Here is a 26,084-nt window from a genome sequence, read left to right as displayed (position 1 = left end):
ATTTGTTTAGAGGGATAGAACGATGAAATCACTGACGCTGCTGGCAAGCTTGCTGGTTACTACCTCGGTTTACGCTAACGATGCCGTGATGGCGGTCGGCGGCGATGTTGCCGAGCCACAACGTTACCAGTGCCAATTGGCTAGCGATCAGCGCGTCATTGAGGTGCGCTACCCTCAGGGCACGTCGCTGCCATGCGAAGTGGTCTATCAGAAACAAGGCGAGTCGCAAGTGCTGTGGTCAGCGCTGAACACCGAAGGCTACTGCGCCGATAAAGCCGCAGTGTTTGCCGATCTACAACGCAGTTGGGGCTGGAATTGCCAGTTGATGACCGACACGGCCAGCGAATAAACCGCGTGCTAACGCCAAAGAGGCCAACTCAATCGAGTTGGCCTCTTGGTTTCTAGCAGGGCTTACTTAAACTTCGGGTAGTCGAAGTTATGGCACTCCTGACACAGCGCTTTTTTCGGGGTGTGCTCGCCGTGACATTCCATGCAGGGCGCATCTTGGCCGTAGTGCATGCTGTCGTGAGGGTTCTGCAGTTTCTCTTCCCCTTCACGGGCGGTTTGCTCGGCCACCTCGGCTGGATCGTGGCACTGCAAGCAAGCCTCGTCCGACGGGAACTTGTTCATGCCCTGATCGTGGCAGCTGTCGCAGCCCTCTTCGTACAGTGGTTGGTGATAATCGCGTTGATCCTGGGCGTGGACGCCACAAGCCAATCCCAATGCCAAGCTGGCGCAAATGCAGAGTTGTTTGATGTTCATAGTGATTACGCCTTCATGATGGAACGGGCGGCGATAACGCCGAATGCCAGACACTCTGGGGTGGAACACCCCCCTAAGCGGCTAACGCCGTGGACGCCACCGGTTACTTCACCGGCGGCATACAGGTTGGGGATTGGCTGGCCGTTGCGAGCGGCGATCACCTGCGCTTGCGGGTTGATCTGAATCCCGCCTTGGCAGTAGTGCACTTTCGGCCATAAGCGTTGGACGATGAACGGCGCGGTCAGCTTAATGCCACGGCCGGCGTCCATGCGCTTACCAAACTGCGGATCTTCACCCTTAGCCACAAAGTCGTTCCAATCGTTGATCTGCTGCTGCAGCGGCTGCAATGGCACATCAAAGTGCTTGGCAATCGCCTCGACCGAGTCAAATTCCCAGGCGACGTTGTACTTCAGCACTTTCTCCATCGATGGATCGTTTTGGGCTTCATGCTTGGGCGCGATCAACAGTGCTGGGTTAGGGTTGCCATCCTTGTCGCGGCGTTGCAGTTCCAGATCGGCACGGGTTTTGCGGTCGGCGATCTCGTTCATAAAACGCAGACCGGTGTTGCGATCGATGGCGATCGAATGGGGGAAGTTATACAGCGAGAAACCGGCACCGTAGCCGAAGCCGCCTTCGTCTGGTGACGCCCATGGGCCCGATTGAATGTGCGACAGGTGCACCGGAGTAGCACCGGCCGCCAACATTTCGATTAGGCCATCGCCGGTGGCACCTTTGGCGTTGGTGCAGCCCACTTCGGCGGTCAGGGTTGGATCTTGCGCTTGGCGCAGGCTGACGTTGTAGCCAAAACCGCCGGTGGCCATCAGTACCCCTTTGTGGGCGCGAACGTTGATCAGCTCGCCGCTGTCTTCGTGGCCAAAGTGGTAACCGCGACGCACTTGGATGCCGATCACCGCGCCGTTGTCATCGCGGATCAGGTGTTCAAACTTGTGGCGAATGACGGTTTCAACCCCCATCTTGCGGGCGGTTTTTAGCATCGGCTGAATAAAGCCAGCGCCAGAGCGCTCTTCGGTTTGGTGGCTGCGGGTGGCGCTGGTGCCGCCGGTGGTGATGATGTGGTCGCGATAGCGCACGCCACAATCTTTGGTCATCTGGTAAACGTATGGACCAATTTCGGCACTGGCCATCAGCAGCTCTTTACTGGCGATACCACGGCCTGCGGCCAATTGGTCTTTTACCATCAACTCGGCGCTGTCTTCGATGCCGAGTTTTTTCTGCAGATCGGTACCGGCAAAGCAGGCTTGGCCAGCGTTAAGGGTGCTGTTGCCGCCGTAGACCCCCATCTTCTCAATCACCAATACGCGTTTGCAGTTGAGGCGCTTGGCCTCAATGGCGGCGGCCAATCCGGCGAAACCGGAGCCGACGATTACCATGTCGTATTCGGCATCCCAGTTAACGCCATTGCCACTGGCGTGGCTGGCAAACGGCAGCATTGCACCAGCGGCTGCGGCGCCGGCACCCAGTTTTAAAAAGGAACGTCTGTCTTTCATCATCCTATCTCCATCAATTCGAAGCTCGCAGACAGAATGCAATGACTAACACCAGGGCAAATGTGATGGCGATCACCAGCAAATTTCGCCAGAAAAAATGTTTGCGGCGGCGCCGTTAAACTTTTTTCTGAAGGTCGTTGGCGATTTTTTTCTGTGGCCGAGGCGACGCTTTTAGGGGGGCGGTAACAAATTATTTTCTGGTTGTGCGGTGGCTGTTGGTCAGCCATTTAAAATCGTCATAGATTTTGCTGGATAAGCTGCATTAGTGACTGATTAGAATGAAGTTTGTGACTGTGTTCGCGATAAATTTTCTAGCGCTATCGCAGATCCTGAAGTTGCCGTAGAGGCCAATTTCAGCGCATGGCAGACTGCCATTTTCCTCTTGAGAATCGCCCACTTGAAGTGCCCATCGACCAACCTTGAACGATTGCAATGCGATCAATTACTCAACGCCGCTGAAGCCTTGTTGGATGAGCGCGGCTTGGTGTCGTTTCGGTTTGCTGAGATGGCCAAGTTGGCGAGCTGTTCCAACCATGTGTTGTACAAGCACTTTAAGTCGAAGGAGGATGTGCTGGTGTGCCTATTTCTGCGCAACTGCACCTCCAATTACATGCCGATCTTCTTAGCGCAAAACCCTGATATCGATGCTCGGCTGCTGGCGGCGATGCCGGCGATCTTCTCTTGGTTAGCGGTGCAGCGCAGTCCCACTTTTAATACCTTACGGGTGGTGTCGATCAACAGTCTGTGTTGGCAGCTGGCCAGCGACGAAAAGGTTAATGCCATGCGCCAGCGGGTTAACCTGTTTTGGAGTCGAGTGCAGCTGCACATTGAGCAAGCGCAGCAGCAAGGGGTATTGCTGGAGCCGGAGAATCGGGTCACGGAAGTGACTCAGGCGTTGTATTTCTTTTTGGCGGGGATCTTATCCAGTTTCGAAAGTCAGTTGATGGAGTCGCGCTATTTGGGAGAGCCGCAGCATACCTTCTATCGTCAGCTCACCAGTTTGCTAAACAACTACCAATGGCAGCAGCGCTTCACCGTGGCCGAACTGACCCAATTGGGACAGCGGATTGAGCAGTTCTTTGAACGGCACTATCTGGAGAATAAGAGTTGTCGCAACTGCCAGCGTCTTAATGGCTTAACCGACTGTCGCCAGATCACCCCAGAGATCGCGGTGTTGGGGGCGGTCTAGCTTGTCATCGCTACTACAGGGTCTTTAGATGGCGATATACCCCAGCATCGCGCCAGCGCCGACAATCAGCCCGAACGCCGCTGGCTTGACGAGGTATTGGCTTACCCCTTGGCTGGGGCTACCCGGCTCAACCAGCGCTTTGACTTGTCTGGCAAAGGGTTGGTGATCCCGTTCCAACTGGCATTCAATGCTGTGATTTAACACGCTGCAGACCCGCATTTTGATGCGGTAGTGGTGGCCGTTGTGTCGAAATGGGTGTAGGCCGGTCAGTCCCCAAACCCGTTTGCTGGAGATAACCTTGTCGTTGAGATAGACGGTTTCTTTGCCCGAGTGGCCGCAGCCGTGGGCGACGATTTGATCGTCGCCATCATTGAAGTAAAACCAAAACCCGTTGCGGATGCTGGTTTCGCCATTGTCCTTGAGGTTCGCCCTCTGAGCCGCCATTGCGCCGTGATCCTGTTTCGCAAGCCAGTCATTACCGTGCCTATGGCGCTGCTAAATCGCAAGTTATCGGCCAAATTAGCTACGCGTTGGCTGTACAGCGGCCAACAAAAAACGGCACCGTTCGGTTAGGGCGCGTTGACCTTTGCTATATATTTTTGCACCCGTTATTGGCTGTTTTTGAAAGCCAATTGATATTGGTTGGTTACTTTTGCTGTTCGGTAATCACTGAGGGGCGCCTTGCAGGGTCGGACTAGCGGCTGTCACTCCTCGTCACACGATTTCGACGTAGAGCCACTATGCCTTCAATCGCAATCCTCGATTGACAGCCGCTATCCTCGACCAAATTCTTAACACCAAACGTCAACGCGCCCCAGTGATTTGCGGTTAGCCGAGCATCGGTTTTAAGAAGCGTGCGGTGTGCGAATCTGGATGTTTAGCCACTTGTTCTGGGGTGCCGGTAACCAAGATCTGGCCGCCGCCGGAGCCACCCTCTGGACCAAGATCGACAATCCAGTCGGCGGTTTTAATGACATCAAGGTTGTGCTCAATCACCACCACGGTGTTGCCGTGATCGCGTAAGCGGTGCAGCACGTCTAGCAGCATCTGAATGTCTTTGAAGTGCAGGCCGGTGGTTGGCTCATCCAAGATGTACAGGGTTTTGCCGGTGTCGCGTTTCGACAGCTCCCGCGCCAGCTTGACTCGCTGCGCTTCACCACCAGATAGGGTGGTGGCCGCTTGCCCCAAGCGAATGTAGGAGAGGCCAACGTCCATCAGCGTCTGCAACTTGCGGGCGATCGCTGGCACCGCGTCAAAGAACTCGCGCGCTTCCTCGACGGTCATCTCCAGCACTTGGTGAATGCTCTTGCCCTTGTAGTGCACCTCTAAGGTTTCGCGGTTGTAGCGTTTGCCTTGGCACTGATCGCAGGGGACGTACACGTCTGGTAGGAAGTGCATCTCCACTTTGATCACGCCATCGCCCTGACAGGCTTCACAGCGGCCGCCCTTAACGTTAAACGAGAACCGCCCCACCTTGTAGCCGCGGGAGCGGGCTTCGTGGGTGCCGGCAAACAGTTCGCGGATCGGGGTAAAGATCCCAGTGTAGGTGGCCGGATTCGAGCGTGGGGTGCGGCCGATCGGGCTTTGATCGATATCCACTACCTTGTCGCAGCGATCCATCCCCTCCACTTTTTGGTACGGCGCCGGTTCATCGACGCTGGCACCGTTCAGTTGGATGTGGGCGATCTTGTAGAAGGTATCGTTGATCAGCGTCGATTTGCCGGATCCTGAGACCCCAGTCACGCAGGTCATTAGCCCCACCGGAATGCTGAGATCAACGTTCTTGAGGTTGTTGCCAGAGGCGCCGTACAACTTGATCTGGTTATCGGGATCGTTTGGCGTACGGGTCTTTGGCACCACGATCTGTTTGCGGCCAGAGAGATAATCGCCGGTCAGCGAGTTGGGGTTAGCGAGGATCTGCTTCAGGGTGCCCTCGGCCACCACCTCACCGCCGTGGACCCCAGCGCCGGGGCCGATATCGATGATGTGATCGGCGGCGCGGATGGCGTCTTCGTCGTGTTCCACCACCAGTACGGTGTTGCCCAAATCGCGCAGGTGTTCGAGTGTGCCGAGCAAGCGTTCGTTATCGCGCTGGTGTAGACCGATGGAGGGTTCGTCAAGTACGTACATTACCCCCACCAAACCGGCACCAATTTGGCTAGCCAAACGAATGCGTTGGGCTTCACCACCAGACAGGGTATCGGCGGAGCGCGACAGGGTGAGGTAGTTCAAGCCAACGTTGACCAAGAAGCCCAAGCGATCTTGGATCTCTTTGAGGATCTTAGCGGCGATCTGCGCTTTTTGACCCTCGAATTTGAGGCCGTTAAACCAGTCGGCGGCTTCGCCAATCGACCATTCGGTGAGCACTGGCAGTGGGGTTTCGGCGACGAAGACGTTACGCGCTTCTTCCCGCAGGCGGGAACCGCCACAGCTGCGGCAGGCGCTGGTGCTGATGTATTTGGCCAGCTCTTCGCGAACGGTGTTGGATTCGGTCTCTTTGTAACGGCGGTTGAGGTTGTTGAGGATCCCCTCAAACGGGTGCTTGCGCACCACGGTGTCACCGCGATCGTTGTTGTATTTAAAGCTGATGCTGTCGCGGCCGCTGCCATCCAGTACCAGCTTGCGGATCTTCGCCGGCAGATCCTGCCATGGGGTTTCCAGATCGAACTGGTAATGATCGGCCAGGCTTAGCAGCATCTGGTGGTAGTAGAAGTTGCGCCGATCCCAGCCGCGAATGCAGCCACCTGCTAACGACAGCTCTGGGTTGGAGACCACCCGTTCTTCGTCGAAGAACTGCTGCACCCCTAAGCCGTCACAACTGCTGCAAGCACCGGCAGGGTTGTTGAAGGAGAAGATCCGCGGTTCCAGTTCACTCATCGAGTAGCCACAGATTGGGCAAGCAAAGTTGGCCGAGAACAGCAGCGGTTCGCTGCCATCGTCATCCATGCTGGCCACGGTGGCGATGCCGCCGGACAGCTCCAGCGCGGTTTCAAACGATTCCGCCAAGCGCTGGGCCAGATCGGCACGCACCTTAAAGCGATCAACCACCACTTCAATGGTGTGTTTCACATGCAGTTCCAACGTCGGTGGATCCGACAAATCGCAGATCTCGCCGTCTATCCGGGCACGGATGTAGCCCTGTGCAGCCAAGCTTTCCAACAGCTTTTGATGTTCGCCTTTGCGCTCTTTGATCACCGGAGCCAGCAGCATCTGTTTGCTGCCCTCCGGCAGATTAAGCACCTTGTCGACCATCTGGCTGACGGTTTGCGCCGCTAACGGTTCACCGTGGGTTGGGCAGCGCGGCTCACCGATGCGGGCGTATAGCAGTCGCAGATAGTCGTAGACCTCGGTGATGGTGCCAACGGTAGAGCGCGGATTATGGCTGGTGGACTTCTGCTCGATGGAGATCGCCGGTGACAACCCTTCGATATGGTCGACGTCGGGCTTTTCCATCAGCGACAGGAATTGGCGGGCGTAGGCCGACAGCGATTCAACATAGCGGCGCTGACCTTCGGCATAGAGGGTATCGAACGCCAGTGACGACTTACCCGAGCCCGAGAGGCCGGTGATCACAATCAACTTATCCCGTGGGATAGTCAGGTTTACGTTTTTCAGGTTGTGGGTGCGGGCCCCACGAACTTCAATTTTGTCCATCACAGCAACTGGTTGGCGGCAAAGTGTTAACAGTATCGCATAACTGGCGCAGGCTCGGCAGGATTGTCACAGTTATCGGCCGACGAACAGCGATGGCGTAGCGATCGGAGTATCGTGACCGCGGCAAAAAACTTCATCGGCGTGGCAGAGGCATTTGTTACACTGCGCCGATTACTTTCAAAGAGAGGAACACTGGGTGAGCCAAGCGCTAAATCCAATTGAAAAACGGGCGGCTTTTTCGCTGGCGGGGGTATACGGCCTGCGCATGTTTGGTCTGTTTTTGATCATGCCGGTATTGGCCACCTACGGCCAAGCGCTGCAGGGCTTTTCGCCGCTGTGGGTCGGTATTGCTATTGGTGCTTACGGCTTAACTCAGGCGTTGTTGCAGATCCCGGCCGGGATCGCTTCTGATCGCTATGGTCGCAAGGTGGTGATCACCTTAGGGTTGCTGATGTTCGCCATCGGCTCGGTGGTGGCCGCTTGCGCCGATTCGATCTACGGCGTTGCCGTTGGTCGAGCGCTACAGGGCGCAGGGGCGGTGGCGTCGGCAGTACTGGCACTGGCGTCGGATCTTAGCCGTGACGAACAACGGCCGAAGGTGATGGCGGTGATCGGTTCCTTTATCGGCGTTGCCTTTACCGTGGCGCTGGTGGCCGGGCCGCTGCTGGCGCAACATTTGGGCGTCAATGGCCTGTTCGCGTTGACCGCGGTGTTGGCGTTAGCGGCGCTGGCGATGGTGCATCTGTTGGTGCCCAATGCAGTGCAACGAGCGCCGTCCGGCGACTTGGTGGCGACCCCGAAACGATTGCTGGCGATGCTCAAAGATCCGCAGCTGCTGCGGTTGGATTTTTCGATCATGGTGCTGCATCTGTTGATCACCGCGATCTTTGTGGCGCTGCCGCTGGCGCTGTTAGAAGCCGGCTTAGATAAGGCCAATCATTGGCAACTGTATCTGCCGATGCTGCTGCTGGCGTTTGCGCTGATGGTGCCGATTATCCTTTACGGGGTGAAGAAAAAAACCACCCGTGGACCGCTGTTGTTTGCCATTGGCTTGCAACTGATCGCCTGTGTGGTGCTGGCGCTGGGAGTCAATAACTTGTGGCTGTTGGCGCTGGGGACCTTGCTGTTTTTTGTCGGTTTGAACTATCTGGAAGCGGCGTTTCCTAGCTTGATTTCGCGCTTAAGTCCGCCGGGGGATAAAGGCTCGGCAATGGGGATCTACTCGACCGCCCAGTTCGGCGGCGCGTTTATCGGTGGCGTGCTTGGTGGCGTGCTTTACCAGTACCTTGGTGCCGTTGGGGTGTTTACCCTGTGCGCCGCGTTGATTGGGTTGTGGTTGCTGTTGATGTGGCCAATGCAAAATCCGCCACAGGTAAAAAGTGTCACTTTAGAGGTTCACTGTGATGCCAACCAAGCCAAGGCGATTGCCGCTAAGCTGTCGGCGCAGCCAGGGGTAGTGGAAGTGATCCTACTGCCAGAACAGCAAGCGGCGTTTTTGAAGGTGGCGGATGGCTTTGATGTCAGCGCCGCCAAAGCCTGCATTCACAGTTAAGTTTGGACAACTGCAACCCGATGGGAACCGTGATGACCACTATGAAAGTTTGGTTAATGCTGCTGTTGCTACTGGTGGCCGCGCAGGCGACGGCGGCGGTCGAACACCTTAGTGTTAACCGCGTAGAGCAAAGTGCTGATGGCGCGTTAACGGTATTTATTAACGTGGTGGCCGATGATCGCGATAAACAGCAACTGCGCTTTCATCTGCAGCAGCGTGGTCAATTGACGCCGCTGCGCTATCAGCGGGTCAACGATTATCAGTTGCGCATAGCTCTGCCAGATGCCAGCGCCGCTGGTGCTGAACTGCTGGCCAGCAGCTGGTTGCATGTTGGCAATGAGGCGTTGGGGCGCTTTAGCTTGCCAACGGCGCAAACTGCCCAACTTAGCACGGTGCCGGTAACGCCAGCGGTGGCGGTTCAGCCAATTGTGATTGCGCCCCTGACTAAGGCATCTCAGGCGCCGCAGACCAAGCCAGCCAGTGGCCAATGTCAGTTAGCCCAAGGGGAAACCCTGTGGCGTGCGGCGGCGCGGTTAGCCCCGCAATTTGCACTGCAGCGTTACGGCATGCTGAAAGCGCTGTATGACGCTAATCCTCGCCATTTTCGTGGTGGTCCGAACCAACTGCTAAGTCGGCAGTTGCAGTGCCCCGAGGATATTGCCGCTTATCAGGATGAGAGCTCGGCTAAGCAGTGGTTTCAGCAGGTGCAATAATGGCGTCCAAGCGACCGCTTGAGCAGGGCTAAGGGATCTTATTCGAGATAATTCCATGCTGTGGTTCGCCATAGCCTGTGGTAAATTGAACGGATCGAAAAAACACCCGTGGAGACAACGATGGCCGGCGGCATCAATAAAGTTATCTTGGTAGGTAACCTGGGACAGGACCCAGAAGTACGTTACATGCCAAATGGCAATGCGGTAGCAAACATCCGTGTTGCAACCTCTGAATCATGGAAAGATCAGCAAGGTCAGCGTCAAGAGCGTACCGAATGGCACGCGGTGACTCTGTACCGTAAGCTGGGTGAGATCGCAGGTCAGTACCTGAAAAAGGGCTCCAAGGTTTATATCGAAGGCAAACTGCAAACCCGCAAGTGGCAAGATCAGAACGGCAATGACCGTTACACCACTGAGATCATCGCCGATCAGATGCAGATGCTGGACTCTCGCGGCGGTCAAGGCGGCGGTAACTTTGGCGGTCAGCCTGACAACAACTACGGCAACCAGGGTGGTTTCCAAGGTGGTCAGCAGGGCGGCAATCAATACGGCCAGAGCAACCAAGGTGGCTTCAACCAAGGTGGCAACCAATACGGTCAAAGCAACCAAGGCGGCCAACAGGGTGGTTTCGGCGGTGGCAACCAAGGTGGTCAGCAAGGCGGTTACCAACAGCAGCAGTCTCGTCCTGCGCCGCAGCAAGCTGCCCCTGCACCACAACAGCAAAAACCAGCACAAAGCTTTACCCCAGAGATGGATGAAGGCTGGGACGACGATATCCCGTTCTAGCAGTGACTTTGTACCTGAGGGTGCAACAATCCAGCCTTTCAAAACCCGCTTCGGCGGGTTTTTGCTGTTTTGACTAGCAGGCTTACTGCTGCTTTGGCTAAATCCCGCAACTTATTGACTATCTTCGTGTTGTTCAGTTGCTATTGGTTGACATCCCGCATCAGCAAGGCACTCTGAGCCTGACGAACCGTGGCAGGAGGCCGACCATGAAGCGCAATCGAGAACAAACCCGACGACTGATCCTATTTTGGGCGGCGTCGCTGTTGTTTGTGCTGGTTAGCGTCGCCGCCAGTACCATCAGTGCCAGTTTCTCTGCCGTTAGCCATGCGCGCTATGCGGCAGCCGATACCATCATCGAATTGGTCGAACTGCGGTTACAGCGAGACCCCAATGCCGAACAGCTGAACGATTGGTTGCCCGACGTGCTAACTCGGTTCGACGCGCAGCAGTTGCGTCTGACTAATGCCGAGGAAGCGCTGCTGACTTGGCGTAATGATTTTGTCTATCTGGGACCACAGGCGATCTTTGAGCGGCAACTGGCCGGTGGCTACCAGTTGACCATGAGCATTCCTGCTCCCAGCCTGTTTAATCTGTTCGCTTGGCAAGAGTGGTTGCTACTAATCAGTGGGGTGTTGGCGTCATTGCTGGCGGTTGGCGTTGGCCATCGCTGGTTGGTCCGAGAACTGCGTGGCGTCGAAGAGCTGGCCTACTTGGCTAATCGAATTAATAACGGCGATCACCACGCTGCAGGCGAGAACCTTAAGGGTCTGCGGCCATTATCGGTGGCGCGGGCATTTAATATCTTGCACGGTCTTTGGCGGGATGAACGACGCGCCAAGTTGGAATTGGATAAGCAGATCCGCACCAACGTATTTGTAGACCATCAAACAGGATTGGGTAACCGATTGTTCTTTGAACGGCATCTGTTAGCGCTTAGCCAACAGCAGCAGATCAAAAGTAATGCGGTTATCTATCTGCTGCAGTTTGAAGGGCTGGACCGGGTTGATCACCGCCAGCGCTTAGAACTGCTGCGCCAGTTTGTCGATCTGACTCAGCCGCTGCTTAAGGATCTTGGCAAACAGGTGTTTGCGCGGCTGCAGCGGTTGCAACTGGGATTGATGATCACCGGCCTGACCCTAAAAGAGGCCGAGTCGCTGGCGGAAAAACTGCAACGTTTGGCTAATCGACTGCACTTGCCAGATAAAGCCGATCCGGAACACTTACTGGATATTGGCGTGAACTACTTCCGCCGTGGTGAAAACATTGATCAGGTGATTGAAGAGGCGGAATTGGCGCTGCGGGCGGCGCAACTGCAAGGGCATAGCAACTGGTTTATCTATGAAAAAGCGGCCATCGATCAGCAGTTGGAACAAGGTATGGTGCGCTGGCGAAGCATCATCGAATCGGCACTGAGGCAGCAACGGATCCAAGCCACTTACCAAGGGATCTACAACGATCAGCAGCAACTGGTGAAGCGCGAGCAGTTCAACGAGCTGTTGGATGCTCAAGGCAACATTCTGCCGGCGTCGCTGTATCTACCGATGGCGCAGCGCTGCGGTTTGCGGCCGCGGATCGAACGGGATCTATTGGCATTGGCACTAAAGCAGATGCAGCAACAAGGCTGGGATCAGCAGGTGGTGGTTAATGTCTCGGCGGAATCGGTGCTGCATCCTCGGTTTGGGAAATCCGTCGGTATGTTGTTGGCTAACTACCAAGTGCGGCGGGCGCAGTTAGTGGTTGAGGTTAACGAACGGGAACTGGTGCGTGAAGGGGCGGCGATGGCCAAAGTGTTGTCAGAGCTGAAGCGGATCGGGGTGCAGTTGGCGGTCGATGGCGTTGGCTATACCGTTGAGCATACTCAGTACATTGATGAGTTCTCGGTCGATTGGCTGAAGCTGCACCCAAGCTTGGTACGCGATATCCACTTACGGCCGGAAAACCAACTGGTAATCACCAGTTTGCTACAATCAACCAACCATCGGCCGCTGCAACTGATCGCAGAAGGGGTGGAGCAACAGCAAGAGTGGCAAACGCTGCTGGAACTGGGGGTGACGCTGGGCCAAGGCAGTTTTTTCAACCAGCTTAAGGATGATTCTTAAGCGACTTGATCTAGCTCTAGTTAAAATTCCGATGTTGCCGTCATAATATCGACGCTAATCCTAAAAACATTGTCAAATCATTGCTTTGTTATCAGATGGTTGCAATTTAAAGTCAGTTAGGAATCCGTTGTGTTTGGATTATTTCGCAAAAAACTTCCGGCACGGATCTGCGGTGGCTGCTTACATGCCGACAACAAGTTGTGGTTGCTGGATGACAATGGCGGCTTCGAGATCGATGCCCGTGATGACAAACAGTGGCAGCAGGCCGCCGCTAAGCTGGGGCCGGCGCAACTGCAACTGGCCTTAAGCGCCAGCCATTATCAGTTGGTGGCGATCGACCGTCCTGCCGTTGCTGACCACGAACTGCCGCAAGCGCTGCCATTTCTGGTGCGTGACTTGGTCAATGTGCCGGTGCCTCGGATGCAACTCGATTACTTCCAATTAGCCGCCAACCCCGCCGACAAAGATCCATTGCAAGTGGTGGTCAGTGACCGGCAGCCGCTGGCCAAACTGGCCAATAAAGCCAAACAACATGGTTTTGAATTGTCGTTGATAAGCATCGAAGAGCTGCTGTTGCTGGAGTTGCTGGGCAGTGGTGATCGACCGCAGATGCTGTTGTGGTTGTTACCAGAACAGCCGCTGAAAGTGCTGTTGGCTGTGGATGGTAAATTGCTGTTCTCGCGAAATATTCGTGGATTTAATCAACTGGATACACTAACCGCGCTGGAACTGGAGGCGGGCCTGTTCGATGCCTTACAGCTGGAATTGCAACGGTCGATGGATTATCTCGAACGGCAATTGCGACAGCCGCCGGTGGAACAGATCTGGCTGCTGGTACCGTCGCAACATCGACAGCTGTTAGCGGATAAACTGCAGCACGGGCTCGGAGTACCGGCCAAACCCCTGGGGGAAGCCCAGCACAGCGCGGTGCAGATGTTGGCGCACGGCGCGGCCTTAGCGCGGGGGCACCATGAAAACACGAATTAACCTATTCAACGCGCAGTTGCTGCCACCGCAGCCACGGCTGACGTTGCCGCGGCTGTTGGCGGTGGCGGCGCTGCTGCTGATCCTGCTGATTGCGGTGACCGCAGTCAGCCAATGGCGCTTGGATCAGCAGCAACAGCGCCTACAGGCTGAGCAACAGCGGCAACAGCAACTGAGCCAGCAGTTGGCCTTACGCGCCAGCGAACTGGCGGCGCTGCAACCGTCGCTGGCACTGCAAAACCAGATTAAGCAACAGCAACAGCAACTGCAGGGGCTAGAGCAGATCGCGCAGCTGCTGCAGCAGGATAAATTTTTGATTGAGCCTGGGTACGCCAAGCTGATGCAAGACCTATCGGCCAGCGCCGATAAACAGGTGTGGCTGCAACAGTTTGAGTTTGCCAATAACTATTTGCTGATCAGCGGGTTGGCACAGAATGCCGCGGCGGTGCCGACGTGGATCGATCGCTTGGGCTCGCGGCCATCGCTGCAAGGGCGGCCGATCCGCAATCTGCTGATTGAAGGCGATGAACAGGGGCCGGTGCGGTTCACCGCCAGTCATCAGGTGACCGCAGCAGTGTCGGAGGCCAGCCAATGAAGCAGCAATGGCAGCAACTGTGCGCCCGTTTTCAAGCCTTAAGCCAGCGGGAACGGGGGCTGATCGCCAGCTCCGTGCTGGTAGCTCTGCTACTCCTTGGTTTTACCTACGTGGTTGAGCCAAGCCTAAACGCCAGTGCCGACACTGAGCGGCAACGGCAGGCGGTAGCGCAAGATATCACCCAGATGCAGCAACAGCTGCAACTGCTTGATGGTCAGCTGCAACAAGACCCCAACGCCCCATTGCAGCAACAATCGCAGCAACTGGCGCAACAGCTGGCGCAGCTGCAGCAGGGGCTGGATAACCAACTGGTTGATCTGGTGTTGCCAGAGCAGATGGCGGCGTCGCTGGCGCAGTTGCTAGGGCAAGCTCAAGGGGTACGGCTTATTAAGCTGCAGATCAACGACAGTGAATCATTGTCGCCACAGGGCGGCTTGTACCGTCATGGGGTCGAACTCGAGTTAGAGGGGCGTTTCTTTGATCTGCAACGGGCGCTGGTGCGCATGGAGCAGATGCAACGGCAGTTTTACTGGCGTCAATTTAGTTATCGGGTGACCGAATTTCCGCTGGCGCGTTTGCGCTTGCAACTGGATACCCTTGGAACCGAACAGGAGCCGATCCGTGTTGGCTATGACTCGCAACGCGCTGCTACTGCTACTGATTAGTTGCGGCAGCTACGCCAATGGCATTGATCCGACCGAACCGCCTGCATGGGCAGAGCCGGCAGCGGCACCTGCGGCGACGGCGGCCACAGGCCAATTACAATCGATTTTGATCAGCGGTAACAACAAACTGGCAGTGATTGGCGGCAAGCAATACCGTCAAGGGGATCGTTGGGGTGACCAACGGATCCGCCAGATCCGCTCCGATCGAGTGATCTTGAGCAGCGGCCGCGAACTGCGGTTGTTCCCTCAGATCAGTGTCTTGACTCAGGAGTAACCATGGCACGCACTCGCACACAGATTTCAATGGTGGTACTGACGCTGGGATTGGCAGGATGTCAAAACCTGCCGTCGCAACATTTGCAGCCCAACAACAGCTTGGGGGCACTGCAACAAGCTCAGCAGCAAGTGCAGCAACCAAGCGCGCCGCCACCGTTGCCGCTGCCGGTTCAACAGCAACTCAAGCACAGCAACCCGGCGCTTAAGCCAGCGTCGCAACCGCTGATCGATGTCGCCGCCAATGGCATTGATGCACAGCTATTTTTTGCCAGTTTGGCGGAAAATAGCCGCTACAACCTAGCGGTGCATCCAGGAGTTAGCGGCAGCATCTCGCTTAACTTAAAACGCGTCACCCTAACCCAAGTGATGGAAACCGTGCAGGACTTGTACGGCTACGACGTGCGCATCAACGGCAACGTGATTCAGGTCTATCCGATTGGTTTGCGTAGCGAAACCATTCCGGTTAACTACCTGATGATGCAGCGTAATGGCTTAAGTCTGACCTCGGTTAATTCTGGCCGCATCAGCGACGATGAGGACAGCAACTCGAATAACTCTGATAGCGACGATAACGGCAGTGGGGGCGGTTACAGTAACGGCTCTGACAGCAGTAACGGCACCTTTATTGAAACGCGCACTGAAACCGACTTCTGGACCCAGTTACAACTGGTGTTAAGCCAGATGGTTGGCACAGGCCCGGGTCGGCAAGTGATCGTGTTGCCACAGGCGGGTCTGGTCACCGTTAAAGGGGCACCAGCGGAGATCCGTGAAGTTAAGGATTTCCTTGCCCAAGCGGAAACCAACCTAACCCGACAAGTGGTGCTGGAAGCGCGGATCTTGGAGGTACGCCTGTCCGACGGCTATCAGCAAGGGATCAATTGGACCGACGTCAGCGCCAGCGCCGGCAACAGCGGCAACATCGATATTAACGGCAGCTTCTCTGGTAACGCTGGCCTCGGGGATGTGATCACCGGCGCCATTGGCGGTATCACCGGTCTTACTTTCAAAGGCGAAGATTTTGAAGCGGTTATTAATCTGCTGGACACACAAGGGGATGTCGACACTCTGTCGAGCCCACGGGTAACCGCAGTCAACAACCAAAAAGCGGTGATTAAAGTGGGTACCGATGAGTACTTTGTCACTGGCTTTAGCACCACCACTGTCGCATCCGATAACCCAGTAACCACACCGGATGTGGAACTGACGCCGTTCTTCTCTGGCATCGCCTTGGATGTCACCCCACAGATCAGCGCCAACGGTGACGTCCTGCTGCATGTGCATCCATCGGTCAGTGAGATCACCGAACAAGAGAAAGCGGTGTTTGGCGATGATTTTTCATTGCCACTGGCGCAAAGCGAAATTCGTGAATCGGATACCTTGGTTCGTGCCCGCAGCGGTGATGTGGTGGTGATTGGCGGTTTGATGAAGACCAGCACCTCACAGGTGGAATCAAAAGTCCCGCTGCTGGGGGATATCCCGGTGGTCGGCGAACTGTTTACCAATCGTGCCCAAGAAGAGGTTAAGACTGAGCTGGTGATTTTGCTGCGACCAACGGTGGTTGAGCAGGGCACCTGGCAGCAGCAGTTGCAGCAAAGCCAGCAGCTGATTAAGGGCTGGTACTGATACCGGTAATTGTTGATGTATCTGTACCACTATGGCCTGACGCGGTTGCCATTTACCCTCACGCCTAATACCCAGTTCTACTGTCAGTTGCCGCCGCATCAGGAGGCGCTGCAGGTGCTGCATACTGCGCTGGCTGCGGGGGAAGGCTTTATCAAAGTCAGCGGCGAGGTGGGTACCGGCAAGACCATGATCTGCCGCAAGCTGATAAACGATCTGAGCGATCATTATCAGTTTGCTTGGCTGCCAAACCCCTACCTTAATGGCCAAGAGCTGCGACGGGCGTTTGCTGCCGAACTGGGTTTGGGAGGCGATCTGGACCCGCTGCAGTTGACCCAAGCGATCAGCGACAAACTGATGGCCTGCGCCATGGCCAACAAACCGGTGGTGGTGGTGGTCGATGAAGCGCAGGCGCTGCCGGACGACAGCCTTGAAGCGCTGCGGTTGTTCACCAATCTGGAAACCGAGAGTTTTAAGTTGCTGCAGGTGGTGTTGTTGGGACAACCGGAGTTGGATCAGCGCTTGGCTGAGCCGCAACTGCGGCAGTTGCGGCAGCGGATCACCTTTGCCTACAAATTACGGGGATTATCTCAGCAAGAGTGCTTTGATTATCTGCAACATCGATTGCAGGTAGCGGGCTATCGCGGCACGCCGCTGTTTAGCCCAGCGCTGGCAACGCTTATCTGGCGTCGCAGCGGCGGCATTCCACGATTGGTCAACGTGATCGCCCATAAGTGTTTGATGCTTGGCTTCGGCGGCAATGTTGCGCGGCTGAATCGGCAGTTGGTCGAGCGCGCGATTGCCGATACCGAAGCGGTGGAGCCGCAGCGCTGGTGGCGCTATCTGCCAACCAGTGGCATTACCTGGTTGTGCATTTGGGCACTGTTATTAACTGGCTTTTGGCTGCGATTTTTTCCCGAGGTCGGGCTATGAGCGTTATCAACGATGCCCTAAAACAGCTGGAGCGTAGCGGGCGCCACGGCAATATCCCTTACCGTGCTCGGCAACCTTCTTCGACGGTTGTGGCCGCTGCGCGCTTCGATAAGCGTTGGTTGCTGCTGCCGCTATTGCCGCTGCTGTTGTGGTTGTGGTGGCCAACGCTACAGACGCTGTTGCAGACACAGACACAGACACAGACACAGACACAGACACAGACACAGACACAGACACAGACACAGACACAGCCATTGCCGGTTTCGACGCCGTCGCCAGTAGCGCCACAGCCGACTGTGGCTGCAGACGCGCCAGCAACCGTTGAGGCGGCCAAGACGAGCACCGCACCAGTGGTCGCTAAGGTCGTCGTTAGCGAACCGCCAAACGACCAAGCGGTGCCGCAACCGCAACCGAGTTCGGCAACCGCGGCCGTAACCGCGCCATCAGCGCCGCTGGCGCAGGCGAGCAGCGCTGCTGTCGAGGCTGAGGCGCCAAGCCGCCAAGCGTCACCGCAACCAGCCAAGCCAGAACCGACTGTACTAGCACCAACTGCACTAGCACCAACGGCGACGCCGCATAAGACGCCATTGGTTGCTAGCAAAGTGGCCAGTGCTGACGCCGTTAACGCTGACGCCGTTACGGCAACACCAGCCAGTACGGCGCCCCAAAGCGTGGCTGTGGCACCGCAACCCGCACTGCAGGTGGCGCCATCGCCGCTATCGATTGGTGAACAAGCTGCGGCCTTGTGGCAGCAGGCGCAGCAACCGGGCCGCAGCCAAGCTCAGCAGCAGAATCTACTGGAGCAAGCGTTGGCGCTGCAGCCCAGCTTGCACCAGGCGCGGCTGCAGTTGCTGCAACTGCTGCCTGCCGCGCAGGCCGAAACTCTGTTACAGCAGGCGCTGCAGCAGTACCCGCAGCAGATCGACTACGTCCTGATCAGCGCCGAACAAGCGCTTGCCGTTGGCGATAACACGCTGGCGCTGCAGTGGCTTAATCGTAGTCAGCATCTGCTTAGCGAACCTCAGCAGCAACTGCAACGAGCGTTACTCGCGCAGCAACTGAACCAGCATCAACTGGCGGTGGCGGATTGGCGGGCGCTGCTGAATCAACAACCGCAGCAGGCTCATTGGTGGCTCAGTCTCGGTTACAGCTTGGAATTTACCGGTGCGGTTGATCAGGCTAGACAGGCCTACCAACAAGCACTGGCACTGCCGGGACTGGATCCCAGCGGTACTGCCTACAGCCAACAGCGGCTGCAGTTCTTAGGAGTCGGGCAATGAAGCAACAATTAAAACAACGCCTGGGAGATCTGTTGGTCGAACAAGGGGCGATCAGCGAGCAACAACTGCAAGCGGCCTTGGCGGCGCAGCGCAGCAGTGGTCGAAAGCTGGGGCGCACCTTAATCGACATGGGCGCTGTTACCGAAGAGGTGCTGCTGACTATCTTGTCGCAGCAGATGGCGATCCCATTTTTGGATATTAGCCGTCGCCGCATTGCGCCGGCGTTGGTGCAGTTACTGCCAGAGGTTCATGCCCGCCGTTATCGGGCGCTGGTGATTGAAGCCGATGAAGCCACGGTGCTGATCGCCATGAGCGATCCGGCCGATCTGGCGGCGTTGGATACCCTCGAAATGCTGCTGGCGCCACGGCAGATCCAGTTGGCGGTCGCCACCGAAGGGCAGATCTTGGATGCCTTCGATAACCTTTATCGGCACACCGAAAAGATCGCGTCGATCGCCGGTGAACTGTCGGAAGAGTATGGCGAGCAGCAAGACTTTAACCTCAGCGGTTTGCTCAGCGACGAAGAGGATGGCGCTGATGCCACGGTAGTGCGGTTGCTGCAGTCGATCTTCGAGGACGCGCTGCAGGTACGGGCGTCGGACATTCACATTGAGCCGGACGAACAGATACTGCGCATTCGCTATCGGGTTGATGGCCAACTGATGGAACACACCCTGGATGAGTTTCGCATCGCCAGCGCGCTGGTGCTGCGGATCAAGTTGATGTGTGGCATGGATATCTCGGAAAAACGGCTACCGCAGGATGGCCGCTTCCACTTTAAAGTGGGTAGCCATGACATCGATGTGCGGGTATCGACCATGCCGCTGCAGCATGGCGAGGCAGTGGTGATGCGCTTGCTGGATCAATCCGCCGGTTTGCTGGATGTCAGCAAGACTGGGATGCCAGACGAGTTGTTGCGACGGTTGCGGGCGCAAGCCAATCGCCCGCACGGGATGATTTTGGTTACCGGGCCAACCGGTTCGGGTAAAACCACCACTTTGTATGGCTTGCTCAATGAATTAAACCTGCCGAGTCGCAAGATCATCACCGTTGAAGATCCGGTGGAATATCGGCTTGAGCGGATCAACCAAGTGCAGATCAATCCTAAGATCGGCCTGACCTTCTCGCAGGTATTGCGCACCACCTTACGTCAGGATCCTGATGTGATCATGGTTGGTGAGATGCGCGACCAAGAAACCGTCGAGATCGGTCTGCGCGCCTCATTGACCGGTCACCTAGTGCTTTCGACCTTGCACACCAACGATTCGATCAGTTCCGCGCTGCGGTTGATCGACATGGGGGCGGCCCCCTATCTGGTGTCATCGGCACTGCGGGCGATTTTGGCGCAGCGGTTGGTGCGCCGCATCTGTCCCCACTGTCGCAATGAAACCCCGTTGGAGCCACAGGAAAAAGCCTGGTTACAACACATCAACGATCCGCAGCTGTTGGCGCAAAGCTACCATCGTGGCAGCGGTTGCCAACGCTGCAATCAGACCGGCTTCCGTGGCCGCATCGGGGTGTTTGAACTGCTGGAGTTGGATGAACCGATGATCGATGCGCTGCGCGGCAGCGATCCGTTGGCGTTTGCTAAGGCCGCTAAAGCCAATCCGCTGTTCCGACCGCTGGCACTGGCGGCGCTGGATTACGCCGCGCAAGGCCAAACCACCCTGTCAGAAGCGATGCGACTGGCGGAAGACATCAGTGAGCTGAACCAGAGTCTGGCGCAGCGGCTAAGCGAGTAAGCGCATGAGTCAATATCGCTATCAAGGGCGCGATCCCAGTGGCGCGCTGGTGAAAGGCACATTGGAGGCCAACAGCGAAGGGGCGGCGATGGAGCAACTGATGCGCAAAGGGGTGATCCCGCTGCAGCTCGAGCCCTACAACGAACGCCAGCGCCTAAAGTGGCAAGCCTTGCTGCAACCCAAGGTGCCGACGGCGGTGCTGTTATTGGTTACCCGGCAGCTGCAATCGCTAACCAAATCTGGGGTACCGCTGTTGCAGGCGTTGGCGGGGCTGGCCGAGGGTCAAGACAACCAACTGATGAAAGCGACCTTGGTGGATCTGCGCGAACAACTGGTGCAGGGCTTCAGTCTGTCGGCGGCGATGAATAAACACCCGCGGGTGTTTAATCCGCTGTATGTCGCGATGGTTCACGTTGGCGAGAACACCGGTAACCTGGATGAGGCTTTTGGCCGGTTGTATCAACATATCGAGCAGGAGACCGCCACCAAGCGCCAGATCCAAGCGGCGATGCGCTACCCAACCATCGTGGTGACAGTGATCGCCATCGCCATGGTGGTGTTGAATATTTTGGTGATCCCCAAGTTTGCCTCGATGTTTGCCAAATTCGGCGCCGAGTTGCCGCTGCCGACGCGAATTCTGATCGGCACCTCCGATCTGTTCGTCAATTACTGGTGGGCGATGTTGCTGCTGTTGTTTGCCAGTGTGGTCTCGGTGCGCGCTTACCTGACTACCGACACGGGCCGCTATAGATGGGATCGCTACAAACTGCGCCAGCCGATCCTTGGCAGTTTGATCAGCCGCGCCACCTTAAGTCGCTACTGTCGTAGCTTGGCGATGATGTTGCGGGGCGGGGTGCCGATTAACCGAGCTCTGCAACTGGTGTCGGCAGCGGTCGATAATCATTTTTTTGAACAGCGGATCGTGGCCATGCGCCGGGGCATCGAAGGTGGTGAAAGTTTGCTGCGGGTGTCGGGGCAAAGCCAGATGTTTACCTCATTGGTGATGCAGATGATCAGCGTCGGCGAGGCCACCGGGCGGCTGGATGAGCTGCTGGATGACGCCGCCGAATTTTATGACCGCGAAGTGGATCATGAACTGAAAGGGCTGACCGCCAAAATTGAGCCGATCATGTTGGCGGTGGTTGCAGTGATGCTGATGGTGTTGGCGCTTGGGATCTACCTGCCGATGTGGGATATGTTCAGCGCGGTACAAGGCCGTTAATGATGGTGCTGTTGGGGCGTCGCCGCGGCTACCGACCACTGCTGCCGTTGGCGCTGCTGCTGTTGCTATTGATGGTGTTTTACAGCACCACACCGACCATCGATCTGCATGCGCCAGCCAACGGCTTGCTGCAACAACGGCTGCTGATGTCGGTCAATGGCGTGCGCAGTGAATGGCTGTTGCAGGGGCAACCGCTGCAGGTGCGCTGGCGTAACCCAGAGCAGATCACCATGTTGTTGCCGACTACCAACGGCTGGCCGCAGCCGCAGCAAGGTTGCCGCTTGTTGTGGCAACAATTGATGGGGGCGCCGGCGCTGGCGCTGCTAAGCCACAGCCAGTGGCAGCAGGATCACTGCCATTTTCAACTGCAAGTCGAGCGGCAGCTACGTTACTTCCCTGCCACCGGCAGTGTGGTCAGCCAATAAACCTCATGATCAGAGGCTGGCGTGACCTAGCGCAGGGTATCGGGGCTGGATAGATGTAACAATTGTGTCGCCAAATTAAAGATATTTGGCGGCCGGATTGTAAGCGCAAGTGAGGTTAACTTGGACTCAGTAGCAAAACGCAACCAAGGTTTCACTTTTGTTGAACTGGTCGTGGTGGTGGTCGTGCTGGGATTGTTGGCGGCGGTGGCGTTGCCGCGCTTTATTGATGTCGTTGATGAAGCGGAAATTGCCGCCGTCGAAGGCGTCGCTGGCGGCTTTGCCAGTGCCGTGATGCTTTATAAAGGGCAGTGGCTGACAGAGGGAAAACCCAGTGAAATCAATCTTGATGGCGTTACCATCGGGATCAATCGCTACGGCTACCCGAGCGCTGGCCGTAATCAGGACGGCACCAACATCAACAATCGCAGTTGCCAACAAATGCTGAACGAGGTGTTACCCAGTGCACCAAAAGCGGCGATAGCTAATGCCGATGTCCGCGACTTCGACTATTATGCACGCCGTCAAAATGTCGACATCGACGGAAACTCGTCGCGCTCGCAATGCAATTACTTTTGGGTGCCCTCATTAGATGTGCGCCAAGACAATGGCCGAGTGCGCGGGCGCAACCGCTTAACCGACAGCAGCGCTGGGGTGCTCGGCTTCAGTTTCAATGTCGTTACCGGAGAGGTAGCGGTATTTAATCAGCTCAATCAGAGCAACTAAATGGACTTGGACTTTGTGAGAAAAGGGGTATCAACCATGAAAACCAAGCAACAGGGCTTTACCTTTGTAGAGCTGGTCATCGTCGTCGTGGTACTTGGCTTGTTGGCCGCAGTGGCGCTGCCACGATTTATCAATCTGACTGATGAGGCCGAAGTGGCCTCCGCCGAAGGCGTCGCTGGTGGCTTTGCCTCCGCCGTTGGCTTAGTGCGCGGCCAATGGGAAGTGGATGGTCGTCCGGCTGGCGAAGTTGCCATTGATGGCATTACCGTAGATGTGAATGGCAACGGATACCCAGATGGCAACAGTGGTGTAGATGAGCGTCAGCAATGTGCACTTGCTATGACGCAATCGTTGAGTAGCAGCCCCAAGCTGACTACTGCTGATACCTTTGCTGACGGCGATCGCTTCGTAGTCTGGGGTGAGGGTGCTGGCGCAGATCGCTTGTGTACCTACGTGCAGCTGTACTCGTTGGGACTGGAGCAAGGTGATGAGGTTCCTGCAACTGCTGATGCTGTTGAAGCTGGTCGCAGTTATGTCGGTTTTGAATACCGTCCTGAAACCGGTCAAGTGACCACCTTTAGTCGCACTAATTAATCCCTTTTAAGTCGTTTTAAAAAGTAGTTGGAAGTAGTTATGAACAAGCAAAAAGGTTTTACCTTAATCGAACTGGTAGTGGTAATCGTGATCCTCGGCATCCTCGCCGCAGTGGCAGCACCGAAGTTTATCGATATCTCCTCTGATGCGCGGGTGGCGACCCTGAATGGCCTGAAAGGTGCCATCGACAGCGGTAACTCCATCGTTAAGGCCAAGGCAATTATTGATGGCAAAGAGAAAAGTGAGGTTGCCGCTGGCGTAGATGTGGGTGGTGTCTTAACGATTTACGGTGAAGCGCTGGCTAAGGATACTGCGCTGACTGCACTGCTTGATGGTGAAGTTGCTGATTGGGAATTTGTCACAGAGGATGTTGATGCTGGTTCAATTAAGATTAAGCAAAAAGGTGTGGATGCAGAGAAGTGTTACCTGCAATACAATCAAGCCACTTCTGGCGCATCTGCGAGCTTTAATGAACTGACCAACAGCGAAGGTACTGGCACCGCTGACGGTTGCTAATTTGCCCTAAGCGAACAGCGCATGTCGCACCCTAAAACGCGCGGTTTTACCCTGATAGAGCTGGTGGTCACCACGGTGTTGATCGCCATCCTCGCTGTCACGGTAGCACCGCGCTTTTTTGCATCCAGTGAATTTCAGACGCAGCTGAATGCAGATGCGCTGGTGGCGCAGTTGCGGGCGCTGCAACAGTCCCGCTTGGCTGGGCAGCAATGCCAACTGCAAGTCACTGACCAACAATTCAAATTGGCAGGGCAATGCCAGCAGTTGGGTACTCAGCCATGCCTTGACGGCAGTGACCAACATTGTCGCTTCGCTGCTCAACCGCTCGGTGATGCGCCGCTCAAACACGGCAATCGCAGTCAGTTTACCGTTAGCCTTGATGATCTGGGGCGTCCCGCCTTTGATAACTGCCTGCAAGGATGCCGGTTGGTGATCGCTGGAATACCGCCGATTAGCGTGCAGATCGAAGCCGAGGGTTATATCCATGCATTGCCCTAAGCGCGGTGCCGGTTTTACTTTAGTTGAGTTAGTTGTCGGGATCACCGTGTTGGCGATTGCACTGACGCTGTTGGCGACGTTACTGCTGCCGCTGGCCGAACGCAGTGCCGACAGTTTGCACCGAGCCAAAGCGGCGCAACTTGCACAGGCGGTGCTGGGTGAATTGGCCGGTCGGCCATTCGATGAACAAACACCGGTGGGCGGTGGCACCATCCCTTTTAGTGGCGCTCTTTGCTGTGCCGGGGCGCAGTGTGGTGATCCTGCGCAGGTGGGTCATTTTCATGAACTTGATCAGTTCCACGGCTTTGATGGTAATGGCGAGCAACTGCTAGGGGAGCCGCAATACGCTCGCTATTTGGTTACGATAGCTGTCAGTTGCGAGTCGTCATTGACGAACCCAACATGGCGTGGAGGGGCGAAGTTGTTGACGGTTGCGATTACCACTCCCAGCCAAGAGATACTGCAATTTCAGCAATTGCGAGGCAATTTTTGATGTCTCGATTAACGACTCGGCGTCGCTTGAAGTTACTGGCGGGGTTCACGTTAGTCGAACTGGTGCTGGTGATTATGGTGCTGGGGATCCTTGCTGTTGGGATCACCAGTTTTATCGGTTTTGGGGCGCAGATCTACGCCGACAGTACCTCGTGGCAACAGCAGCAGGGAGATGTCCGTTATGCTTCCCAGCGACTGACGTTAGATGTGCAAAATGCCGTGCCTGGCAGCATCAACGTAACTCGTAGTGAAGGTGGCGTTGAAGCGGAGATCTGCTTGTCACTGACCACCTTAGCGGGATCAGAACGTTACCTTGCGGCGCCACTGGCGAGCAATCCCAAGGCGTTGTTGGCTTACCCCCCCAGCTGTTGTGGCAGCACCAATAACTGCCGAGGCTGTGAAGGAAAAACTCTGATATTGATCGAACGTTTTGCTAGCAACGGTCAAGACCAGATTTTCAGTGCGGCGATTGAAAGTGCGCGGTGCTTGCCTACCCAAGCGGATTGTCAGACGGTGCAATTGCAACTTCAACAGGCATTAACTGCAGTCAGTTATGCGGTTGGAGAGCGTTATTTCATCGTTGACGAGAAGATTCGTTGGTGTGCCAATGAGCGCGGCCAATTGAGTCGTAATGGTGTGCTGATGGGACAGGGGCTTGGTAACGATTTAAACGGTTGCGATCTGAATCAAAGCATTGATCGTGAGTGTCCCTTTGTATCGCTACCGCCTACTCTGACGCAAAACAATCTGGTGCGTTGGCAATGGTTGCTGACCGCTGGCGACGACCAGCAGTGGTATCAACAACAGGCGCAGGTGTTCAATGTCCCGTAACGCGCAACAGGGGGCGGCCCTGCTGCTGGCGGTGTTTGTTATCTCAGTGATGGCGCTGCTGGCATTGGTATTGGCGGAGTCGCTTCAGTTGGAAGACAATAATCAAACCTTAGATATTTTGGGCAGTCGCAGCCTAGCGGCGGCCAATAGCGGCGTTGATTGGGGCTTGGCTGAAGTCTTAAATCGCGGTGCCAATAGTGCCGTTGAGAGTTGCCGTGGCGCTAACCGCACTCTTGCTGTTGGCCAAGGCCTTGCCGATGTGATTGGATTTAATAACTGTAATGTGACGGTCAGTTGCCGCCATCAAAGCGTTACCGAAACTCCGATTCAGCAGCGCTTTGTCATAATGGCGAAAGCGACTTGCGGCCCAGATAACCTGGCGGTCAGCCGCACCATAGAGGCACTGGCCTATGATTAAGCGCACG

General features: G+C 56.1%; 27 protein-coding genes. 23 read left to right on the top strand and 4 right to left on the bottom strand.

All coding sequences use genetic code 11. The features are described from left to right. The first annotated feature begins 22 nt into the window (after window positions 1-22). Window positions 23-349 (top strand): hypothetical protein, encoded by a 327-nt coding sequence (locus tag G506_RS0106270; RefSeq protein WP_028116115.1) that lies wholly within the window; start codon window positions 23-25, stop codon window positions 347-349. Between the two features lie 62 nt (window positions 350-411). Here the strand turns inward: G506_RS0106270 and G506_RS0106265 are convergent, their stop codons facing one another. Then, the gene (locus G506_RS0106265; RefSeq protein ID WP_035387117.1) at window positions 412-756 is read right to left on the bottom strand and encodes a cytochrome c3 family protein; all 345 of its coding nucleotides are present in this window, start codon (window positions 754-756) and stop codon (window positions 412-414) included. Between the two features lie 11 nt (window positions 757-767). Further along, complete coding sequence (locus G506_RS0106260; RefSeq protein ID WP_028116113.1) at window positions 768-2,270, bottom strand: flavocytochrome c; 1,503 nt, start codon at window positions 2,268-2,270, stop codon at window positions 768-770. A 397-nt stretch (window positions 2,271-2,667) separates the two neighbouring features. Here G506_RS0106260 and G506_RS0106255 point away from each other — a divergent pair, with 397 nt between their 5' ends. After that, a complete protein-coding gene (locus G506_RS0106255) occupies window positions 2,668-3,459 on the top strand; it encodes a TetR/AcrR family transcriptional regulator (protein ID WP_028116112.1) in 792 nt (263 codons plus the stop codon). A gap of 24 nt (window positions 3,460-3,483) precedes the next feature. Here G506_RS0106255 and G506_RS20385 read toward each other — a convergent pair whose 3' ends face one another. Then, on the bottom strand, window positions 3,484-3,903 hold the full coding sequence (locus tag G506_RS20385; RefSeq protein WP_051201953.1) for a hypothetical protein: 420 nt from the start codon (window positions 3,901-3,903) through the stop codon (window positions 3,484-3,486). 384 nt (window positions 3,904-4,287) lie between these two features. After that, complete coding sequence (gene uvrA, locus G506_RS0106240) at window positions 4,288-7,113, bottom strand: excinuclease ABC subunit UvrA (RefSeq protein WP_028116111.1); 2,826 nt, start codon at window positions 7,111-7,113, stop codon at window positions 4,288-4,290. A gap of 196 nt (window positions 7,114-7,309) precedes the next feature. Here uvrA and G506_RS0106235 point away from each other — a divergent pair, with 196 nt between their 5' ends. The 21 genes from G506_RS0106235 to G506_RS20365 all read left to right on the top strand — a co-directional run bounded on the left by G506_RS0106235 (window position 7,310) and on the right by G506_RS20365 (window position 26,077). Further along, window positions 7,310-8,665: an MFS transporter gene (locus G506_RS0106235; protein ID WP_028116110.1), complete on the top strand. Its 1,356-nt coding sequence runs from the start codon at window positions 7,310-7,312 to the stop codon at window positions 8,663-8,665. 32 nt (window positions 8,666-8,697) lie between these two features. Next, on the top strand, window positions 8,698-9,378 hold the full coding sequence (locus G506_RS0106230) for a type IV pilus assembly protein FimV (RefSeq protein WP_035387085.1): 681 nt from the start codon (window positions 8,698-8,700) through the stop codon (window positions 9,376-9,378). Window positions 9,379-9,498: 120 nt separating this feature from the next. Next, window positions 9,499-10,164, top strand: coding sequence for a single-stranded DNA-binding protein (locus G506_RS0106225; RefSeq protein ID WP_028116108.1), 666 nt, complete (start codon window positions 9,499-9,501; stop codon window positions 10,162-10,164). A gap of 206 nt (window positions 10,165-10,370) precedes the next feature. Then, entirely contained in the window at window positions 10,371-12,263 is a 1,893-nt protein-coding gene (locus G506_RS0106220) for an EAL domain-containing protein (protein WP_028116107.1), read from the top strand. A 129-nt stretch (window positions 12,264-12,392) separates the two neighbouring features. Beyond that, entirely contained in the window at window positions 12,393-13,250 is an 858-nt protein-coding gene (locus G506_RS20380; protein ID WP_051201952.1) for a hypothetical protein, read from the top strand. Further along, a complete protein-coding gene (locus G506_RS0106210; RefSeq protein WP_028116106.1) occupies window positions 13,234-13,842 on the top strand; it encodes a PilN domain-containing protein in 609 nt (202 codons plus the stop codon). Before G506_RS20380 ends, G506_RS0106210 begins: the two co-directional genes overlap by 17 nt. After that, window positions 13,839-14,507, top strand: coding sequence for a type II secretion system protein GspM (gene gspM / locus G506_RS0106205; RefSeq protein WP_028116105.1), 669 nt, complete (start codon window positions 13,839-13,841; stop codon window positions 14,505-14,507). Before G506_RS0106210 ends, gspM begins: the two co-directional genes overlap by 4 nt. Continuing rightward, entirely contained in the window at window positions 14,464-14,781 is a 318-nt protein-coding gene (locus G506_RS0106200; protein WP_028116104.1) for a hypothetical protein, read from the top strand. Before gspM ends, G506_RS0106200 begins: the two co-directional genes overlap by 44 nt. A 2-nt stretch (window positions 14,782-14,783) precedes the next feature. Further along, window positions 14,784-16,406 (top strand): pilus (MSHA type) biogenesis protein MshL, encoded by a 1,623-nt coding sequence (gene mshL, locus G506_RS0106195; RefSeq protein WP_028116103.1) that lies wholly within the window; start codon window positions 14,784-14,786, stop codon window positions 16,404-16,406. 15 nt (window positions 16,407-16,421) lie between these two features. Continuing rightward, on the top strand, window positions 16,422-17,336 hold the full coding sequence (locus G506_RS0106190; RefSeq protein WP_028116102.1) for an ExeA family protein: 915 nt from the start codon (window positions 16,422-16,424) through the stop codon (window positions 17,334-17,336). Further along, window positions 17,333-18,616 carry a tetratricopeptide repeat protein gene (locus G506_RS20885; protein WP_051201951.1) on the top strand — a complete coding sequence of 428 codons (1,284 nt, stop codon included), beginning with the start codon at window positions 17,333-17,335 and terminating at the stop codon, window positions 18,614-18,616. The genes G506_RS0106190 and G506_RS20885 overlap by 4 nt, the downstream gene beginning before the upstream one ends. After that, entirely contained in the window at window positions 18,613-20,358 is a 1,746-nt protein-coding gene (locus G506_RS0106175) for a GspE/PulE family protein (protein ID WP_028116101.1), read from the top strand. The genes G506_RS20885 and G506_RS0106175 overlap by 4 nt, the downstream gene beginning before the upstream one ends. A gap of 4 nt (window positions 20,359-20,362) precedes the next feature. Further along, window positions 20,363-21,580 carry a type II secretion system F family protein gene (locus tag G506_RS0106170; RefSeq protein WP_028116100.1) on the top strand — a complete coding sequence of 406 codons (1,218 nt, stop codon included), beginning with the start codon at window positions 20,363-20,365 and terminating at the stop codon, window positions 21,578-21,580. Next, window positions 21,580-22,005 (top strand): hypothetical protein, encoded by a 426-nt coding sequence (locus G506_RS0106165; protein ID WP_028116099.1) that lies wholly within the window; start codon window positions 21,580-21,582, stop codon window positions 22,003-22,005. Before G506_RS0106170 ends, G506_RS0106165 begins: the two co-directional genes overlap by 1 nt. Before the next feature lie 120 nt (window positions 22,006-22,125). Then, complete coding sequence (locus tag G506_RS0106160; RefSeq protein WP_028116098.1) at window positions 22,126-22,728, top strand: prepilin-type N-terminal cleavage/methylation domain-containing protein; 603 nt, start codon at window positions 22,126-22,128, stop codon at window positions 22,726-22,728. 36 nt (window positions 22,729-22,764) lie between these two features. Continuing rightward, window positions 22,765-23,322: a prepilin-type N-terminal cleavage/methylation domain-containing protein gene (locus G506_RS0106155; RefSeq protein ID WP_028116097.1), complete on the top strand. Its 558-nt coding sequence runs from the start codon at window positions 22,765-22,767 to the stop codon at window positions 23,320-23,322. A 39-nt stretch (window positions 23,323-23,361) separates the two neighbouring features. Continuing rightward, window positions 23,362-23,838: a type II secretion system protein gene (locus G506_RS21235; RefSeq protein ID WP_028116096.1), complete on the top strand. Its 477-nt coding sequence runs from the start codon at window positions 23,362-23,364 to the stop codon at window positions 23,836-23,838. A 21-nt stretch (window positions 23,839-23,859) separates the two neighbouring features. After that, window positions 23,860-24,336: a type II secretion system protein gene (locus G506_RS20630; RefSeq protein ID WP_084631204.1), complete on the top strand. Its 477-nt coding sequence runs from the start codon at window positions 23,860-23,862 to the stop codon at window positions 24,334-24,336. After that, window positions 24,323-24,829 carry a type IV pilus modification PilV family protein gene (locus tag G506_RS0106140; protein ID WP_051201950.1) on the top strand — a complete coding sequence of 169 codons (507 nt, stop codon included), beginning with the start codon at window positions 24,323-24,325 and terminating at the stop codon, window positions 24,827-24,829. The genes G506_RS20630 and G506_RS0106140 overlap by 14 nt, the downstream gene beginning before the upstream one ends. Beyond that, on the top strand, window positions 24,829-25,659 hold the full coding sequence (locus G506_RS20370; protein WP_028116093.1) for a type II secretion system protein: 831 nt from the start codon (window positions 24,829-24,831) through the stop codon (window positions 25,657-25,659). The genes G506_RS0106140 and G506_RS20370 overlap by 1 nt, the downstream gene beginning before the upstream one ends. Then, window positions 25,649-26,077, top strand: coding sequence for a hypothetical protein (locus G506_RS20365; protein WP_051201949.1), 429 nt, complete (start codon window positions 25,649-25,651; stop codon window positions 26,075-26,077). The genes G506_RS20370 and G506_RS20365 overlap by 11 nt, the downstream gene beginning before the upstream one ends. The last annotated feature ends 7 nt before the right edge of the window (window positions 26,078-26,084 follow it).

Source organism: Ferrimonas senticii DSM 18821, from assembly GCF_000422665.1.
In the GTDB taxonomy this organism is placed as follows: domain Bacteria; phylum Pseudomonadota; class Gammaproteobacteria; order Enterobacterales; family Shewanellaceae; genus Ferrimonas; species Ferrimonas senticii.
The sequence above is the reverse complement of the archived record's forward strand: the minus strand, read 5'-3'. Positions and strand labels throughout refer to the sequence as shown.